This window comes from Methylobacterium sp. TK31 (assembly GCF_055361545.1).
Genome location: NZ_CM143964.1, coordinates 4055391 through 4070097 on the forward strand (window position 1 = coordinate 4055391; position 14707 = coordinate 4070097).

At 72.4% G+C, this 14707-nt stretch carries 17 protein-coding genes; 9 read left to right on the plus strand and 8 right to left on the minus strand.

Annotated elements, in window-relative coordinates; translation table 11 throughout:
* Window positions 1-9: 9 nt before the first annotated feature.
* Together ACXJY8_RS18785 and ACXJY8_RS18790 are read right to left on the minus strand one after the other, a co-directional pair.
* Window positions 10-351, minus strand: a complete 342-nt coding sequence (locus ACXJY8_RS18785) for a hypothetical protein (protein ID WP_463771972.1) — start codon at window positions 349-351, stop codon at window positions 10-12.
* A 100-nt stretch (window positions 352-451) separates the two neighbouring features.
* The gene (locus tag ACXJY8_RS18790) at window positions 452-1555 is read right to left on the minus strand and encodes a glycosyltransferase family 2 protein (RefSeq protein WP_463780803.1); all 1104 of its coding nucleotides are present in this window, start codon (window positions 1553-1555) and stop codon (window positions 452-454) included.
* 213 nt (window positions 1556-1768) lie between these two features.
* Here ACXJY8_RS18790 and ACXJY8_RS18795 point away from each other — a divergent pair, with 213 nt between their 5' ends.
* From ACXJY8_RS18795 to ACXJY8_RS18820, 6 genes are read left to right on the plus strand one after another with little or no spacing between them, the layout of a single operon-like run.
* Window positions 1769-2278 carry a DUF2948 family protein gene (locus tag ACXJY8_RS18795; RefSeq protein WP_463771974.1) on the plus strand — a complete coding sequence of 170 codons (510 nt, stop codon included), beginning with the start codon at window positions 1769-1771 and terminating at the stop codon, window positions 2276-2278.
* Window positions 2278-3573 carry a histidinol dehydrogenase gene (gene hisD / locus ACXJY8_RS18800; protein WP_463771976.1) on the plus strand — a complete coding sequence of 432 codons (1296 nt, stop codon included), beginning with the start codon at window positions 2278-2280 and terminating at the stop codon, window positions 3571-3573. The genes ACXJY8_RS18795 and hisD overlap by 1 nt, the downstream gene beginning before the upstream one ends.
* A gap of 7 nt (window positions 3574-3580) precedes the next feature.
* A complete protein-coding gene (locus ACXJY8_RS18805; protein ID WP_463771980.1) occupies window positions 3581-4078 on the plus strand; it encodes a UPF0262 family protein in 498 nt (165 codons plus the stop codon).
* A 40-nt stretch (window positions 4079-4118) separates the two neighbouring features.
* On the plus strand, window positions 4119-4580 hold the full coding sequence (locus ACXJY8_RS18810) for an arsenate-mycothiol transferase ArsC (protein ID WP_463771983.1): 462 nt from the start codon (window positions 4119-4121) through the stop codon (window positions 4578-4580).
* 32 nt (window positions 4581-4612) lie between these two features.
* Window positions 4613-5407: a hypothetical protein gene (locus tag ACXJY8_RS18815; protein ID WP_463771987.1), complete on the plus strand. Its 795-nt coding sequence runs from the start codon at window positions 4613-4615 to the stop codon at window positions 5405-5407.
* On the plus strand, window positions 5404-5796 hold the full coding sequence (locus ACXJY8_RS18820) for a PIN-like domain-containing protein (RefSeq protein WP_463771990.1): 393 nt from the start codon (window positions 5404-5406) through the stop codon (window positions 5794-5796). The genes ACXJY8_RS18815 and ACXJY8_RS18820 overlap by 4 nt, the downstream gene beginning before the upstream one ends.
* A 143-nt stretch (window positions 5797-5939) precedes the next feature.
* Here ACXJY8_RS18820 and ACXJY8_RS18825 read toward each other — a convergent pair whose 3' ends face one another.
* Window positions 5940-6830 (minus strand): C40 family peptidase, encoded by an 891-nt coding sequence (locus tag ACXJY8_RS18825; RefSeq protein ID WP_463771995.1) that lies wholly within the window; start codon window positions 6828-6830, stop codon window positions 5940-5942.
* A gap of 266 nt (window positions 6831-7096) precedes the next feature.
* Between ACXJY8_RS18825 and ACXJY8_RS18830 the strand changes: the two genes are divergently transcribed.
* The gene (locus tag ACXJY8_RS18830) at window positions 7097-7453 is read left to right on the plus strand and encodes a hypothetical protein (protein WP_463771998.1); all 357 of its coding nucleotides are present in this window, start codon (window positions 7097-7099) and stop codon (window positions 7451-7453) included.
* Between the two features lie 80 nt (window positions 7454-7533).
* Here ACXJY8_RS18830 and ACXJY8_RS18835 read toward each other — a convergent pair whose 3' ends face one another.
* From ACXJY8_RS18835 to ACXJY8_RS18855, 5 genes are all read right to left on the minus strand, one after another.
* Window positions 7534-8217: an SDR family oxidoreductase gene (locus ACXJY8_RS18835; RefSeq protein ID WP_463772002.1), complete on the minus strand. Its 684-nt coding sequence runs from the start codon at window positions 8215-8217 to the stop codon at window positions 7534-7536.
* A 143-nt stretch (window positions 8218-8360) separates the two neighbouring features.
* Entirely contained in the window at window positions 8361-9077 is a 717-nt protein-coding gene (locus tag ACXJY8_RS18840; protein WP_463772004.1) for an MgtC/SapB family protein, read from the minus strand.
* A 51-nt stretch (window positions 9078-9128) separates the two neighbouring features.
* The gene (locus ACXJY8_RS18845; RefSeq protein ID WP_463772007.1) at window positions 9129-9830 is read right to left on the minus strand and encodes an orotate phosphoribosyltransferase; all 702 of its coding nucleotides are present in this window, start codon (window positions 9828-9830) and stop codon (window positions 9129-9131) included.
* 148 nt (window positions 9831-9978) lie between these two features.
* Window positions 9979-11670: a methyl-accepting chemotaxis protein gene (locus ACXJY8_RS18850; protein WP_463772009.1), complete on the minus strand. Its 1692-nt coding sequence runs from the start codon at window positions 11668-11670 to the stop codon at window positions 9979-9981.
* 456 nt (window positions 11671-12126) lie between these two features.
* Entirely contained in the window at window positions 12127-13026 is a 900-nt protein-coding gene (locus tag ACXJY8_RS18855; RefSeq protein ID WP_463772011.1) for an alpha/beta fold hydrolase, read from the minus strand.
* 141 nt (window positions 13027-13167) lie between these two features.
* On the opposite strand from ACXJY8_RS18855, the gene ACXJY8_RS18860 reads away from it, so the two are divergent.
* Entirely contained in the window at window positions 13168-13395 is a 228-nt protein-coding gene (locus ACXJY8_RS18860; protein ID WP_463772015.1) for a hypothetical protein, read from the plus strand.
* Between the two features lie 261 nt (window positions 13396-13656).
* A complete protein-coding gene (locus tag ACXJY8_RS18865) occupies window positions 13657-14667 on the plus strand; it encodes an AAA family ATPase (RefSeq protein ID WP_463772018.1) in 1011 nt (336 codons plus the stop codon).
* The last annotated feature ends 40 nt before the right edge of the window (window positions 14668-14707 follow it).

The window sequence follows — 14707 nt, forward strand, 5'->3', positions numbered from 1 at the left end:
GCCGGGTGGTCAGCCGCCGATCTCGCCGTGCTTGCGGCCGAAGCCCGGGATGTCGCAGCCGCAGCGCGAGCCGTAGGGCTGCGGGCGGGTGATGCAGTTGCCGCGCTGGGTCAGGCAGAGGCGGCCGAACCCGCCGCCGTAGCCGCGGGGGCGCCGGTCGTACCGGTCCTCGTCGTAGCGCCGGCGCTCGTAGCGATCCTCGTCGTAGCGGCGCTCGTAGCGGCGGGGCCGGTCGTCGTCGCCGTAATACTGTGCCCGCGCCTCGAAGGCGCCGAGGCCGGTGCCCAGCGTCGCCGCGGTGGCGAGGGCGAGGATCGTGGACTTGATGGTCGTCATGGACGTGCGGGTCATGGATGGCTCCCCTCGGATGTGCCGTTTCATCATGGCTGATCTAACGACCCCGGGCTGAACGCTGCCTGAGAGGCCTGCCGCGTTTCGCGGATTCTCGTTGTCAGCCGAGGAACCGCGTGACCAGGCGCACCAGCGGCAGCGCGATCCGGGCGACCCGGATCTGGCCCGGCAGCTGGCGCGGGCCAAGGGGGCGATGCACGAGGCGCGGGCTGGCCCGCTCGGCCTCGGCCACGGCGTGACCGGCGAGGGGATGGGCCGCGACGCGGGCGGCGTCCGCTTCCGTGATCCGCAGGGCCCGGGCCCAGCCGCGCTCGGTGCCGAGGCGGCCCGCCGCGTGCAGCCGGCGCAGGCGGCGGCGCCAGGCGTAGCGGAACAGCGCCCGCGGCACCGGTTCGAGGCGGGCGTCGCAGAGGCTGTCGGGCTTCTCGCAGCGCGCCCGGATGGTGTCGGCGACGCCGCCCGGCGCCCGGCCCACGAGCCGGCCCGAGACGGTGACGAGGATGGAGGGGTCGTGCCGGACGTGCAGGCCCTGCGCCAGCAGCAGCGCCACGAAGGCCCCGTCCTCCCCCAAGGCGATCGCGGGCATGCCGCCCACTGCCCGGTAGGCCGCGACGCTGACGCCGAGGGTGGCCCCGATGGTGGTGCGGTGGCAGGGCCAGGGATCGTGCGGATCGGGATCGATGCGCGCCTCGGCCTCGGTCAGGAGGTCGCTGTAGATGTCCTCCCGGTCGCCGCGCCAGTGCAGGGAGGGCGGCAGCAGGGCGCGCTCGTCCGGATCGAGCCGGATGCGGCCGGCCACCGCGTCGGCGCCCCGGTCGAGGGCGACCCGGTTGCGCGCGACCCAGTCGGGCGGGACCCGGCTGTCGGCATCGGTCGAGAGGATCATGCCCTCGGCGCCGAGCCAGTCGGCCGCCCGGTCCATGGCCTCGCGCCGGGCCCAGCCCGCATGGGCCCCGGCATAGTCGACGTTCGTGACCCGGACCGGCACCGACATCCGCGGCACGAGATCGGCCACGATGGCCGCGGTGGCGTCGGTGCAGTTGTTGAGGAACAGCACCACCCCGAGGCTGCCCGGCGCGAGGCCGGTCTGGGCGTCGATCGCCCGCAGGCAGGCGGCGATGCGCTCGGCCTCGTTGCGCACCGGGATCGCGACCACGGCGCGGACCGTGGCGGCATCGGGAGGGCGGCGAGCCTCGCCGGGCAGGGACAGGGATGCGGCCGACACGTCGCGACTCCGTTCGCCGGCGAAGGGCCGGCGCAGCGAGGCGTCCCTAGCAGGTTCGGCCGGCGGGACAATGGCGGAGTTCCCCCCGACCGGTTGCCGTGGGCGGGCCGCCTCGCTACCTACGGCTCCCACACCCTGAACGGCCGCGTCCGCACCCGGGCCGGCCCGCCGACAAGAGCGCGACACCCGATCATGGAGCTTCTCAGGCTCGCCGCCCTCGACGCCGAAGACCTGGGCGTCATCTCCGCCCACCTGCAGGACGCGATCCTGAAGGCGAGCGACCTCGCCTATCTCGCGGGCCAGCACCGCTTCGTCCTGGTGGCGCGCCGCTTCGACTGGTCGGCGGAGGAGGGCGCACCGCCGCGCCGCCGCCTCGCCGGCATGCATTTCGACCGGGTGCTGCGGGTGCGCAGCCGCGGCCTCACCCCCGGTACCGAGTCCGACGCGCCCCTCGAACTCCTCGCCGTCACCTTCGAGCCCACCGAGGCGCCCTCCGGCACCGCCACCCTGGTCTTCGCCGGCGGCGCGGCGATCCAGCTCGACCTCGAATGCATCGAGGTGCAGCTCAAGGATCTGGGGCCGGTCTGGGAGGTGGAGGGGCGGCCCGACCACGAGGCCGCGGCCGTCGGCCGCGCCGCGATCGCGGGCAACGCCGCAGGGGACAACGCCTCCTGGGACAACGCCCCAAAGGGAAACGCCTGATGGTCCGCCTCGATTCCCGCGACGCGGACTTCGCCGCCGCCTTCGCGCGCCTGCTCAGCGTCAAGCGCGAGATCTCGGAGGATGTCGACGAGACCGTGCGCGGCATCATCGCCGGCGTGGTCGCGGGCGGCGACGCGGCCCTGGTCGACTACACCCGCCGCTTCGACCGATTCGGCGAGGATTTCACCGTCGCCTCCCTGCGGGTGACGCCGGCCGAGATCGAGGCCGCCGTCGCGGCCTGTCCGGCGGACGCCCTGGAGGCCCTGCGCTTCGCGGCCCAGCGCATCGAGGCGTTCCACGCCGCCCAGGTGCCCGGCGACCACATGGCCACCGACAGCCTGGGCGTCACCGCCGGCTGGCGCTGGACGGCGCTCGAATCCGTCGGGCTCTACGTCCCTGGCGGCACCGCGAGCTACCCCTCCTCGGTGCTGATGAACGCGATCCCCGCCCGCGTCGCCGGGGTGCCCCGGGTCGTCATGGTGGCGCCGATGCCGGAGGGCACCGTGAACCCGCTGGTGCTCGCCGCCGCGCAGCTCGCCGGCGTCGACGAGGTCTACCGGGTCGGCGGCGCCCAGGCGGTGGCCGCGCTCGCCTACGGCACCGACACGATCGCGCCGGTGGCCAAGATCGTCGGCCCCGGCAATGCCTGGGTGGCGGCGGCCAAGCGCCGGGTGTTCGGGCAGGTCGGCATCGACATGATCGCCGGCCCCTCCGAGGTGCTGATCCTGGCCGACGCGCATGCCAATCCCGACTGGGTGGCGGCCGACCTCCTGGCCCAGGCCGAGCACGACGCCGCGGCCCAGTCGATCCTGATCACCGATTCCGAGGCCCTGGCCGACAACGTCGCCGCGGCGGTGGAGCGCGCGCTCACCACCCTGCCCCGGGCCGCGATCGCCCGGGCGAGCTGGCGCGACTACGGCGCGATCGTGGTGGTGCGGGACTTCGACGAGGCGGTGCCGCTCGTCGACCGCCTCGCCCCGGAGCACCTGGAGATCGAGACCGCCGACGCCGAGGCGCTGGCGGCCAAGGTGCGCAATGCGGGGGCGATCTTCCTCGGCTCGCACACGCCGGAGGCCATCGGCGATTATGTCGGCGGCCCCAACCACGTCCTGCCCACCGCCCGCTCGGCGCGGTTCTCCTCCGGGCTCGGCGTCCTCGACTTCATGAAGCGCACCACGATCCTGCGCTGCGACCCGGCGGCCCTCCGGGCGCTGGGCCCCTCGGCCATCGCCCTCGGACGGTCGGAGGGCCTGGAGGGCCACGCCCGCTCGGTGGCGATCCGCCTCAACCTGTGAGGGCCTGATGTCCGGCGCGGCCAAATCGAGCGAGCCCAGATCGCCCCATCGCCTCGCGGTGGTGACCCTCGACGAGGAGTCGATCGGGCGGGGCAACCCGGACCAGGAACACGAGCGCGCCATCGCGATCTTCGACATCCTCGAGGACAACAGCTTCACGGTCCCGGGCCGCGAGGGCCCCTACGCCCTCACCCTCGGGCTCGTGGAGAGCAAGCTCGCCCTCGTGATCAAGCGCGAGGACGGCGAGCCGGTGATGACCCACCTCCTGTCGCTGACCCCGTTCCGCCGGGTGATCCGTGACTACGAGATGATCTGCGAGAGCTACTACAACGCCATCCGCACCGCCTCGCCGACCCAGATCGAGGCAATCGACATGGGCCGGCGCGGCCTGCACAACGAGGCCTCCGACCTGCTGCGCCAGCGCCTCGAGGGGAAGGTCGACCTCGACCACGACACCGCGCGGCGCCTCTTCACCCTGGTCTTCGCCTTGCACTGGAAGGCTTAGAGCGGCGCCCCCTCTGGAAGTGCGAGGCTGAGACGACCGGATGGCGGACGCGACCGGCCCGAAGAAGACGCGCGTGCAGTCGGCCCTGTTCATGTGCAACTTCAACGCCGTGCGCTCGCTCGCGGCGGAGGCCATCGCGCGCCACTACTTCGGCAAGTCGATCTACGTGCAGTCGGCCGGGGTGCGCTCCGGCGAGCCGGCCGACCCGTTCATGGTGGCGGCCCTCGACGAGATCGGCATCGACGCGACGCGCCACAAGCCGCGTACCCTCGCCCAGCTCGAGGAGTGGGAGGGCCTGAACTTCGACCTCATCGTCACCCTGGCGCCGGAGGCCCACCACGCCGCCCTGGAGCTGACCCGCACCAACGCGGTCGAGGTCGAGTACTGGCCGACGCCCGACCCGACCATCATCCAGGACGGCACCCGCGAGCAGCGCCTCGACGCCTACCGCGACGTCCGCGACGGGCTGGTCTACCGGATCAAGATGCGGCTGAAGGCCTGAGCCGCCGGAGCGACGCGGGCGCACGATGGCGGTTGATCGGCATTCCGCACGGCGGCGATCCGTGCGGATTCCCGTGGCGGTACCGGGTTCCGACGCGTACGGTCGCGGTGATGCTGGAGCGCTTGGAATCGAAGGCCGCGCCCGACGCGCCACCCCTTGGGATCGGGTATTACACCGTTCCCGAAGCGGCGCGGCTCGTCCGCATGCCCGGGGTCAACATCCGACGCTGGCTGGGCGGCTACACCTTCCCATCGGGTGGCAAGCTCCGCCGCATGCCGCCGCTCTGGTCGCCCGAATTGCCGGCGAGCGGCGCACATCTCGAACTGGGCTTCCGGGACCTCATCGAGCTTCGATTCGTCAATGCCTTCACGGAGGAAGGCGTCGATCTGCGGATCATCCGGAGTTGCCTGGAGCATGCGCGCGAGGCCGTTCGGGACTCTCGGCCGTTCTCGACGCGGCGCTTCCGGACAGACGGGCGGACGATCTTCCTGGACACCCTCAAGGCGACGGGCGAGAGCGAGCTCCTGGATCTGAAACGCGGCCAATTCGTCATCAAGTCCGTCATCGAGCGAACGTTCAGGGATCTCGATCTCGACAACGAGGTCGTCGCCCGGTGGCGCCCGTTCGGCGGCAAGGACACCATCGTGATCGATCCGCACCGGTCGTTCGGGCAGCCGATCGCCGCGGCCTACGGCATCCCGACGGTGGCCCTGGCGGAGGCCGTGACGGCGGAAGGATCGGTGGACCGGGTGGCGCGCCTCTACGAGGTTCCCTCCGCAATCGTCCGGGACGCCGTACGTTTCGAAGCCTCTCTGCAAGCCGCGTGAAGATCGTCGTCGACGAGAACCTTCCGCCTGCCCTCGCCCGTGCCCTTCATGCCCTGTTCGCCGGCGAGCACGACATCATCCATATCCGGGATCGCTACGGGCCCGGAGTGAGGGACCTTCAATGGATACCCGAACTCGGCCAGGAAGGACGCTGGATCGTTCTCTCGGCCGATCGCAGGATCAAGAAGACCAGGGCCGAATTCCAGGCCTTCCGAACCTCTCGCCTGATCGGTTTCTTCCTGTCCGCGGGGCTGAACAAGGCGCCGCTGGTGAAGAAGGCCGAGCGCATCCTGGCGCTCTGGGACGACATCGTCACGTTCGGTGACCGCAGCGCGGCCGGATCGATGTACGAACTGCCACCGACGAGCAACCGAATCCGCACGCTCTGATCGTCTCCGCGATGGCTCCTTCGGGTGACGGCATCGCGTTCCGCCGGAGCGGCCCAGAATCAGGAAGCTTCCGCGAGACGCGTTCGAAACATCCCGCTCGCACGGCGGCGGCCTTGATGCCGGATGTCCGGCGAATGCGGCGGTTACGACCGTCCTTCGCGATCGGCGGCTGAAGGCCTGAGCCGCCGGAGCGACGTCACCGGGCCGTAGCTCTTCTCCTGGATGCGCGCGGCGGCCTCGGCGAGGGGCTCCACCGCCACCGCCATGTGGTGGCCGTTGGCGTGGATGAGGCGGGTGGCGTCGAGCATCAGCCCGACATGGCCGCGCCAGAACACGAAATCGCCGCGCCGCAGCCCGTCGAAGTCCAGGGGCAAGGCCTCGCCGAGGCCGCGCTCCTGCTGGTCGGCATCCCGCGGCGCCGCGATCCCGGCCTGCGCGAGGCAGAGCTGGAGGAGGCCGGAGCAGTCGAGCCCGAGGCTGGTGCGCCCGCCCCAGAGATAGGGCGTGCCGACGAGGCGCTCGGCGGTGGCGGCGTAGTCGGGCTCGACCGCGTCGAGGGGCGCGCAGTGGCCGGCGAAGACGTAGGCACCGCCGGAGAGGCGGAGATAATCGCCGTGGGTCTCCGCGACGCGGAGACGGGCCCCCAGGGTCAGCCAACCGCTGGCGGGCTGCTTCAGGTCGGGGCCCGGGTAGAGGAAGCTGCGCAGGGCGGTGACGCGGTGGGTCGGCGCTTCGGCGAGGCCGATGGCCGCCTCGGGCAGGTAGCCGACATAGCCGTCATGGGCGAACTGGACGAAGGCGAAGCCCTCCTCGGCGCCGTAGGCGGTCACCGCGTCGCCCATCACCGCCTCGGTCTCGAGGCCGGCATCGAAGCGGGGCGTGCGGCGCAGGGGAGCGGAGGTCACCACGACGCTGCGCGGCTCGCCCACGACGAAGCGCTCGGCCTCGACATGACCGCGCAGGCGGGCATCGGCGATCTCGGGCCGGGCCGGAACGAGACGGGGATCGGAGAGATCGAACGGGACGGCCTGCATGCTTGGACTATCCGCCCTCGGCGGCCGCATCGCAACAGGCCGGAGGGGCCGACGACGGGCGCGGCATTTCGACGCCCGGACCTGCCCAATCCTCCGGCAGGGCGCCGCCCGTCCGTGCAGGCCCTACGGAGCGGTCCGGAGGCGCTGATCGAAAATCCATCACGCCGCCGCGATGCGCCCGACGCGCAGGTCGTCCGCGAAGGTGTGCACTGCACAAACCGCCCGATCGGGCTTATGCTCCGGAGATGCCCCCAGCGAGTCGCGCCGTGAAGAAGACCTCGAAATCCTTCCAGGATCTCCCGCCGATCCGCGTGCGGCGCGAGCCGCCGACCATTCCCGAGGCCGTCGCCGCCGCCCAGGACCTCGCCGACGAGATCGAGCAGCAGGTGGAGATCGCCGCCGGCCTCATGGGCCTGCCGGCGGAGGCGGTCCGCGAGCACGTGGTCGCGGCCGCCAAGGCGAAATCCGAGGCCAGGCCCGAGCGCCACTCCGAGCGGATGCCCGAGCGCATCCTCACCGCCGCCAGCCCGAGCCGGGCGCCGCGCACGGTGATCGTCGAGCGCCGGACCCGGCCGCCGGTGGTGGTCGAGCGGCGCGGGCGCCCGCCGATCGGGCGCCCCTGACCGCGGGGCCGGCTCTCGTCCGGCCCCGGATCGTCCCGCTCTCCAGCGGTCCGGACGCCCGCTACCAGTCCAGGGTCTTGTCACCAGTCCAGAGTCTTGCCGGTATAGTCGAGATAGGCCGTGCCGGTCCGTCCGAGCTGGGCCGTGATCACGTCGGCCATGCCGGTGACGCTGGTGGCGACGTCGAGATCGGCCTCGGCCCCGCCCATCTCGGTGCGGACCCAGCCCGGATGCAGCAGCAGGACGCCCAAGCCCGCCTCGCGGTGGCGGATCTCGAAGCTGCGCACCAGGGTGTTGAGGGCGGCCTTGCTCGCCCGGTAGGTCTCCCAGCCGCCGGATTCGTTGAGGCCGACGCTGCCGAGGATCGAGCTCATGAAGGCGACGAGGCCCTGGGGCGCGAGCCGGTCGAGGAAGGCCTCGGCGAAGCGCACCGGGCTCACCGCGTTGGTCAGATAGACCTGGGCGGCGACCGCGCGCGGCACCCGATGGAGCGGCTCGTGGGCCTGCGTCGCCACGCCCGCCACCACGAAGATCAGGTCGAAGCTCCGGCCCGCCAGGCGCTCGTGCAGGGCGGACACCGCGCGATCGTCGTCGATGTCGGCGGTCTCGACCGTGAGGGCGTCGGAGGCCAGCGCGGCGAGGCCCGGGGAGGCCGAGCGCTGGGTCGCGGTCACCCGCCAGCCGCGTTGCAGGAAGGTCTCGACGAGGCCGAGCCCGAGGCCGCGCGAGGCCCCGACGATGAGGGCGTTCTTCTGGGATGTCATGGTGGTCCGTGTCCCTGGTTCGCGGAGGGGCCGGCCGCCCGGGGGCAGCGCCGCCCGTCCCTCGCGGGGGAGGTTGGACGGAGGAGCGGGTCCGGCAATCCGGGCCGCCCGCGCCGAGGTGCGCGGGCGCACCCGCGCGGGCCTCAATCCGCCGTCTGCACCGACCAGGTCGCGTGCTCGATGCCGGGCATGCGGGCCAGGCCCGCCACCACGGCATCGAGTTCGGCCCCGGCCACCGCCGTCGCCACCAGGGTCGCCACCACCTCGACGGTGTCCTCGCCGCGCTCCACCACCTCGATGCCGCCGACGGGATACTGCGCCGCCTCCAGGCGCTCGACCAGGAGGTCGCGGGCGGGGCCGGCGCCCTCCGCCTGCACCGTCACCTGGACCTCGTAGGTCGCCTCGGTCTGGCTCTCGTCGATGGGCGCGCGGTTGATGGCGTTGACGAGGGGCCGCAGCAGGGTGTTGCCGGCGAGCACCGCGGTGGTGACGAAGGCCGCCTCCAGGGGCAGGTCGGCCCCCGCGAAGGCGCCGACGGCGGCCGAGCACCACAGGGTCGCGGCGGTGTTGAGGCCGCGGACGTTCATGCCCTCCTTCATGATCACGCCGGCGCCGAGGAAGCCGACGCCCGAGATCACGTAGGCCACCGTGCGGGTGCCGCCGGCCGCCCCTTCGAGGCGCATGCCGAGGTCGACGAAGGCGGCCGCCCCCACCGCCACCAGGACGTTGGTGCGCAGGCCCGCCGTGCGCTGGCGGTACTGGCGCTCGGCCCCGATCAGGGTGCCGAGCCCGAAGGCGACGAGGAGGCTGATCGCCGAATTGACGGCCTCGGGCCACGGCCCGGACAGGAAGGAACTCATCGTCCTGCCCTGACGCCGTCCCGTGACGGGACCATGACGGCGCGGCCCAGATCAGGCCTGCGGGTAATCGGCGATGCCGCCATGCGCCGCCGACCAGCGGGCGGGCTCGTGCAGGAAGCTCTCGACCTCGGCCAGCACCTTCGGGTCGAAGTGGCCGCTCTCCTTGGCGACGCTGAGCACGTCCCACCAGGTGGTGAGGTAGTGCAGCTGGATGCCGAGGTCGGCCATGAGTTCGCGGCTGTTGGGGAAGATGTCGTAGAAGAACATCACGAAGCAATGGTCGACCTGGGCCCCGGCATCGCGCAGGGCCTTGCAGAACAGCGCCTTGCTGCGCCCGTCGGTGGCCAGGTCCTCCACCAGCAGGGTCCGGGCGCCCTCCACCACCTCGCCCTCGATCTGGGCGTTGCGGCCGAAGCCCTTGGCCTTCTTGCGCACGTACTGCATCGGCAGCATCAGGCGGTCGGAGATCCAGGCCGCGAAGGGAATGCCCGCGGTCTCGCCGCCGGCGACATGGGTGATCGACTCGTAGCCGATGTCGCGCACGATGGTGGCGGCGGCGAAGTCGTTGAGCGTCGAGCGCAGGCGCGGATACGAGATGATCTTGCGGCAGTCGATGTAGACCGGGCTCGCCCAGCCGGACGTGAAGGTGAAGGGCTTGTCCTGGTAGAAGTGCACCGCCTTGATCTCGAGCAGCATCTTGGCCGCCTCGCGGGCGATCACGGCGCGGTCGATCGGCAGGAAGGAGGTCGTCATGCGCGGGGTTCGCTCTCGTGCGGGCGGCGGCCGCGGTCCCGTCCCGCCTCCGGGAGGGGCCGCGCATCCGTCTGAAGGGTTGGGTTCTCCATCCCGCCAACCGCCAGGGGCGTCAACCCTGGAGATGGGCGCGACCCCGCGGGCCTGCTCAGGCCGCCTTCACGTCGGCGAGGAATCCGCCGACCTCGCGGGTCAGGCTCTCCGAGTGCCGGGCGAGGTCCTGGGCGGCGCCGAGCACCTGGGAGGCGGCCGCCCCCGTCTGGCCGGCGCCGTCGCGCACGCCGGCGATGTGGGTGGTCACCTCCTCGGTGCCGCGCGCGGCCTCCTGCACGTTGCGGGTGATCTCCTGGGTCGCGGCCCCCTGCTCCTCCATGGCGGCGGCGATCGAGGCGGCGGTGCTGGACATCTCGGCGATGATCCGGCCGATCGCCGCGATGTCGGTGACGGCCTCCTGGGTCGCGGTGCGGATCTCGAGGATGCGCTCGCCGATCTCCCCCGTGGCCCGGGTGGTCTGGGACGCCAGCTCCTTCACCTCGGCGGCCACCACGGCAAAGCCGCGGCCGGCCTCGCCGGCGCGGGCCGCCTCGATGGTGGCGTTGAGCGCCAGCAGGTTGGTCTGGGCGGCGATGCTGGAGATCACCTCGACGAAGGCGCCGATCCGCTCGGTGGTGCCGGCCAGGCGCCGCACCGTGGCGTCGGTCCGCTCGGCGCTCGCCACCGCCTGGCCGGCGATCCGGGCCGACAGGCTGACCTGGCCCACGATCTCCTGCACGGAGGCCGACATCTCCTCGCTGGCCGCCGCCACGGTCTGGACGTTGGCGGAGGTCTGCTCGGCAGCGCCGGCGACGATCACGGTCTGCTGGTTGGTCTGGCCGGCGACGCTGCTCATCGACTGGGCGGTGGCCTCCATCTCGGTGGCGGCGCCCGCCAGGCCCTGGGTCAGGGTCGAGACGTTGGTCTCGAACGCCCGGGTCAGGGCATCGAGGCGCTGGGCCCGCCGCATCTTGGCGGCGTCCTCGGCCGCCTGCGCCTCGGCGAGGCGCCGGGCCTCCAGGGCGTTGTCCCGGAAGACCTGGAGCGAACGGGCGAGGAGACCGACCTCGTCCCGCCGCTCGGTGCCCGCCACCGTCACGCCGAGATCGCCGGCCGCGAGGCGGCCCATCGCCGCCGTCATGCCGGCGAGGGGGCGGGTGACGCCGTAGACCGTGATAAGGGCGAGCAGGCCGACCGCGAAGCCGAGGCCCAGGGCGGCGGTGACGATGAGGGTGCGCGTGGCGCTCCCGGCCGTCTCGGCCGCCTCCCGCTTGGCGGTCTCGAGGTCGCGCAGGTTGGAGGCGACGCGGGCCGCCACGCTCTGGGCGATCCGGAGCCGGGCCGGGCGGACCTCCAGCATCGAGATCCGGGCGGCCGCCGTGTTCTCGTTCCGCAACCCGAGGGCGGTGGAGCGGTCGGCGGTGGCGAAGAAGGCCTCGAGGTCTGCGCGCACGCCCTGCAGGATTCCCCGGCGCTCCGGCGTGTCGGCCAGGGCGAGCAGGCGGTCGATCGCCGCGAAGGCGGCCGCGCGGCTCGCCTGGTAATGGGCGAAGTCCTTCTGCATCTGCGCGTCGTCGGTCTCGATGATGGTGTTCTTCTCGGCGATCACCGCTTCGTCCACGGCCAGGGCCAGTTGCTGGGCGACCGAGAGCCGGCTGGCGCGGACATCGACGATCTGCGTCGTGTTCCGCTCGAGGGTGGCGATGTTGGCCCAGGCCAGGACCACCAGCCCGACCGCCACCAGGGTGAGGATCAGGCTCGGCAGGGCGAGCTTCGCCAGAAGCTTGAGGTTGTTGAACGCGCGCATGGGACCCCCTGGATCGGCGCCGGCGCAGGACCTTGATCGGTCTCTCGGGACGCGGCGTCGAGCTCACATTTCTGTGATGATGCGCTAAAATAATGATTAACGCAGGCCGATTTTGCCGCCACTGATGGAAGTTCCGCGGCCTCTCGGTTGTATTCCGAAGCTTTCCGATCCGGCGCGACGGTCTCTGATCGATCTCGCCCGCGACGCCTGCCGGGTGTCGCGGCGAACGGGTGGCGCCAAACCCTGCTCTTCGTCTCACACGGCATCGGAATACGGTTGGAAGGCAGGCGAATATCACGGAGACAAAGCGCGGCTGCGGGCGGATACGATGCTCCGCCGGAGCCTGTTCGGCGATCCTCGGATCACCGGACAGGCTCTCTCTGAGTGCGCGGTCGCATCGTCTTCAGGCGAGCCGGCATCCACCGCGCTCGAACAGGCGCGCGTCGTCCCGCCGGCTCAGCCCAGGAAGGCTCGCAGGGCCGCCAGGGTCGCTTCGGGATTCTCCTCGGCCAGGAAATGGCCGGCGCTGACCTCGGCGGCCACGGCGTTCGGCGCGAAGGTGCGCTGCCAGGCGGCGAGCGGCGTCTCCGTGCTGCGGTCGAGGTAGCTGTCCCCGGTGAGGATCAGGGTCGGGCAGGCGAGCCGCCGCCCGGCGGCGAGGTCCGCGAGGTCGGCCTCGCGGTCGCGGGTGGCCCCCGCCCGGTAATCCTCGCAGAAGGCGTGGATGCGCTCGGGCACGGCCCAGGCCTGCCGGTAGAGGTGCAGCGCGGCGGGCGCGAAGGCGTCGAGGGACGTGTCCCCGCTCCAGTCGCGCAGGAGGCCCTCGAAATAGGAATCCGCATTCCGGCCGATGGCCTGCTCGGGCCCCGGCGCGGCCTCGGCCAGGAAGTGCCAGTGCGAGGGCTTGCGCGGGTTCGCCTCGATCCGCTCCCACTGGACCAGGGTCGGCAGGATGTCGAGCAGGGCCAGCCGGGCGATCCGTCCCGGTTCGTCGAGGGCGAGGCGGTAGCCGATGCGGGCGCCCCGGTCGTGCCCGACGAGGGCGAAGTGGACGTGGCCGAGGGATTCCATCAGCGCCACGACCTCGGCCGCGAGCGTGCGCTTGGCATAGGCCTCGTGGCGGGGGTCGCCCTCCGGCGCGGCCGACCAGCCGTAGCCCTTGAGGTCGAGGCAGATCACCCGGTGGCGCTCGGCCAGGGCCGGCGCGATCCGGTGCCAGCAGGCATGGCTTTGCGGGAAGCCGTGGAGGAGGAGGAGCGGCATCCCGTCCTCCGGCCCGCCGATGCGGGCGAAGAAGCGCCCGGCCGGAATGTCGATCCAGGGAGCGGCGAAGTCGGGGAAGAGGTCGGTGGTCACGGGGGCGCCTCCGGCAGGGGCCGGGGGAACGCGCGGGGCCGGGCGCCGGTTCGCGATCGCGAACGATGGCGTTTCGGCTGGAAGCAGGCGGCTTTCCAACTAGATCTGCCACATCTTCCCGCCTCAGCAGGACTTTTCCCGATGCAGACGTGTTTGACCGCCCTCGCCCTGGCCGCCGGCCTCGCCCTGGCCAGCCTCGCTCCCGCCCAGGCCGCCGGGTGCTGCGGCGGTGGCGGCGCCATGATGTGCGGCAAGGCCAAGATGGACATGCGGGCGGGCGCCATGAAACCGTCCCGGACCAGGAAGGCCGCCTGCTGCTGCGACGGCATGGCCGGCCATGGCGGGGCGCCGATGTCGAAGAAGCTCTGAGCCGGACCGGACCGGAGTTCCGGCTCCGGTCCACCCGCGAAGTCGTGTCCGCACAGGACGCCCGGGCGCGCGCCCTGCGGCCTCGCGGATGCCGGGGCGGGATTGACGCCCGGCCTCCGCAGCGGGCACACCCGAAGGCTGCGGATCGCTCAAGAATCCGCACCATAAAAATGTCACCGAGGAGACGCGCATGGACCGGCCCACCGTTCCTGCTCCATCGACGATCCGGGCGCTCCGTCCGGCCGGCGCGAGCCCGTCCGCATGAGCGGCGCAGCCCTCGCCGAACGGCCGGCACCCGGCGCCCCGCCCGTGGACGCCGCCCTGCGCGGCCGCATCCTCGCGCTTCGCGACGGCCTTCTGCACGGGCTCATCGGCGCCGACGCCATGGTCGAGCGCCTCCTCATCGGACTTCTCACCGGCGGCCACCTGCTCATCGAGGGCGCGCCCGGCCTCGCCAAGACCCGGGCGGTCAAGCGCCTGTCGGACGGGCTCGACGGCAGCTTCGCCCGCATCCAGTGCACCCCCGACCTGATGCCCGCCGATCTCACCGGCACCACCGTGTGGCGCCAGGATGCCGGCGACTTCGAGTTCCTGCCCGGCCCCCTGTTCCACTCCCTCGTCCTCGTCGACGAGGTGAACCGCGCCCCGCCAAAGGTGCAGTCGGCGCTGCTCGAGGCCATGGCCGAGGGCCAGATCACGGTCTCGGGCCACACCCATGCCCTGCCCGACCCGTTCATGGTGGTGGCGACCCAGAACCCGATCGAGCACGCCGGCACCTTCCCGCTGCCGGAGGCGCAGCTCGACCGCTTCCTCCTCCACGTCCTGGTCGAGATGCCCGACGAGGCCGCCGAGCGCCGCATCCTCGACCTCGTGGAGGGCGAGCTGAACCACCACGCCGAGGCGATGCCGGTGCGGCTCTCGGTGGCGGAGATCCGCGCCGCCCGCGAGGCCGCGCTCAACGTCTACGTCTCCCCGGCCCTCAAGGATTATCTCGTGCGGCTGGTGGCCGGCACCCGAACCGACGGGGCGGCCCCGGATCTCCGCGCCGCCATCGAGCACCCGGCCTCGCCGCGCGGCACCCTGGCGCTGATGGTGGCCGGCAAGGCGCGGGCCTACCTGCGTGGCCGCGACCACGTCATCCCCGAAGACGTGGCGGAGCTCGCCCCGGACGCGCTGGCCCACCGCATCGGCCTGACCTGGCGCGCCGCCGCCGAGGGCCAGACGGCGCGGGGCATCATCCGCGGCCTCGTCCAGCGGGTGCGGGCGCTCTGAGCGGGAGAATGACCGTGCCGAGCCCGGCCCCAGCCGCAGT

Bases quoted from the DNA above. Each gene is read 5' to 3' on its own strand.
- ACXJY8_RS18785 (WP_463771972.1), bottom strand. From the start codon at position 351: ATGACCCGCACGTCCATGACGACCATCAAGTCCACGATCCTCGCCCTC.
- ACXJY8_RS18795 (WP_463771974.1), top strand. From the start codon at position 1,769: ATGGAGCTTCTCAGGCTCGCCGCCCTCGACGCCGAAGACCTGGGCGTC.
- hisD (WP_463771976.1), top strand. From the start codon at position 2,278: ATGGTCCGCCTCGATTCCCGCGACGCGGACTTCGCCGCCGCCTTCGCG.
- ACXJY8_RS18805 (WP_463771980.1), top strand. From the start codon at position 3,581: ATGTCCGGCGCGGCCAAATCGAGCGAGCCCAGATCGCCCCATCGCCTC.
- ACXJY8_RS18810 (WP_463771983.1), top strand. From the start codon at position 4,119: ATGGCGGACGCGACCGGCCCGAAGAAGACGCGCGTGCAGTCGGCCCTG.
- ACXJY8_RS18825 (WP_463771995.1), bottom strand. From the start codon at position 6,830: ATGCAGGCCGTCCCGTTCGATCTCTCCGATCCCCGTCTCGTTCCGGCC.
- ACXJY8_RS18835 (WP_463772002.1), bottom strand. From the start codon at position 8,217: ATGACATCCCAGAAGAACGCCCTCATCGTCGGGGCCTCGCGCGGCCTC.
- ACXJY8_RS18840 (WP_463772004.1), bottom strand. From the start codon at position 9,077: ATGAGTTCCTTCCTGTCCGGGCCGTGGCCCGAGGCCGTCAATTCGGCG.
- ACXJY8_RS18845 (WP_463772007.1), bottom strand. From the start codon at position 9,830: ATGACGACCTCCTTCCTGCCGATCGACCGCGCCGTGATCGCCCGCGAG.
- ACXJY8_RS18850 (WP_463772009.1), bottom strand. From the start codon at position 11,670: ATGCGCGCGTTCAACAACCTCAAGCTTCTGGCGAAGCTCGCCCTGCCG.
- ACXJY8_RS18860 (WP_463772015.1), top strand. From the start codon at position 13,168: ATGCAGACGTGTTTGACCGCCCTCGCCCTGGCCGCCGGCCTCGCCCTG.
- ACXJY8_RS18865 (WP_463772018.1), top strand. From the start codon at position 13,657: ATGAGCGGCGCAGCCCTCGCCGAACGGCCGGCACCCGGCGCCCCGCCC.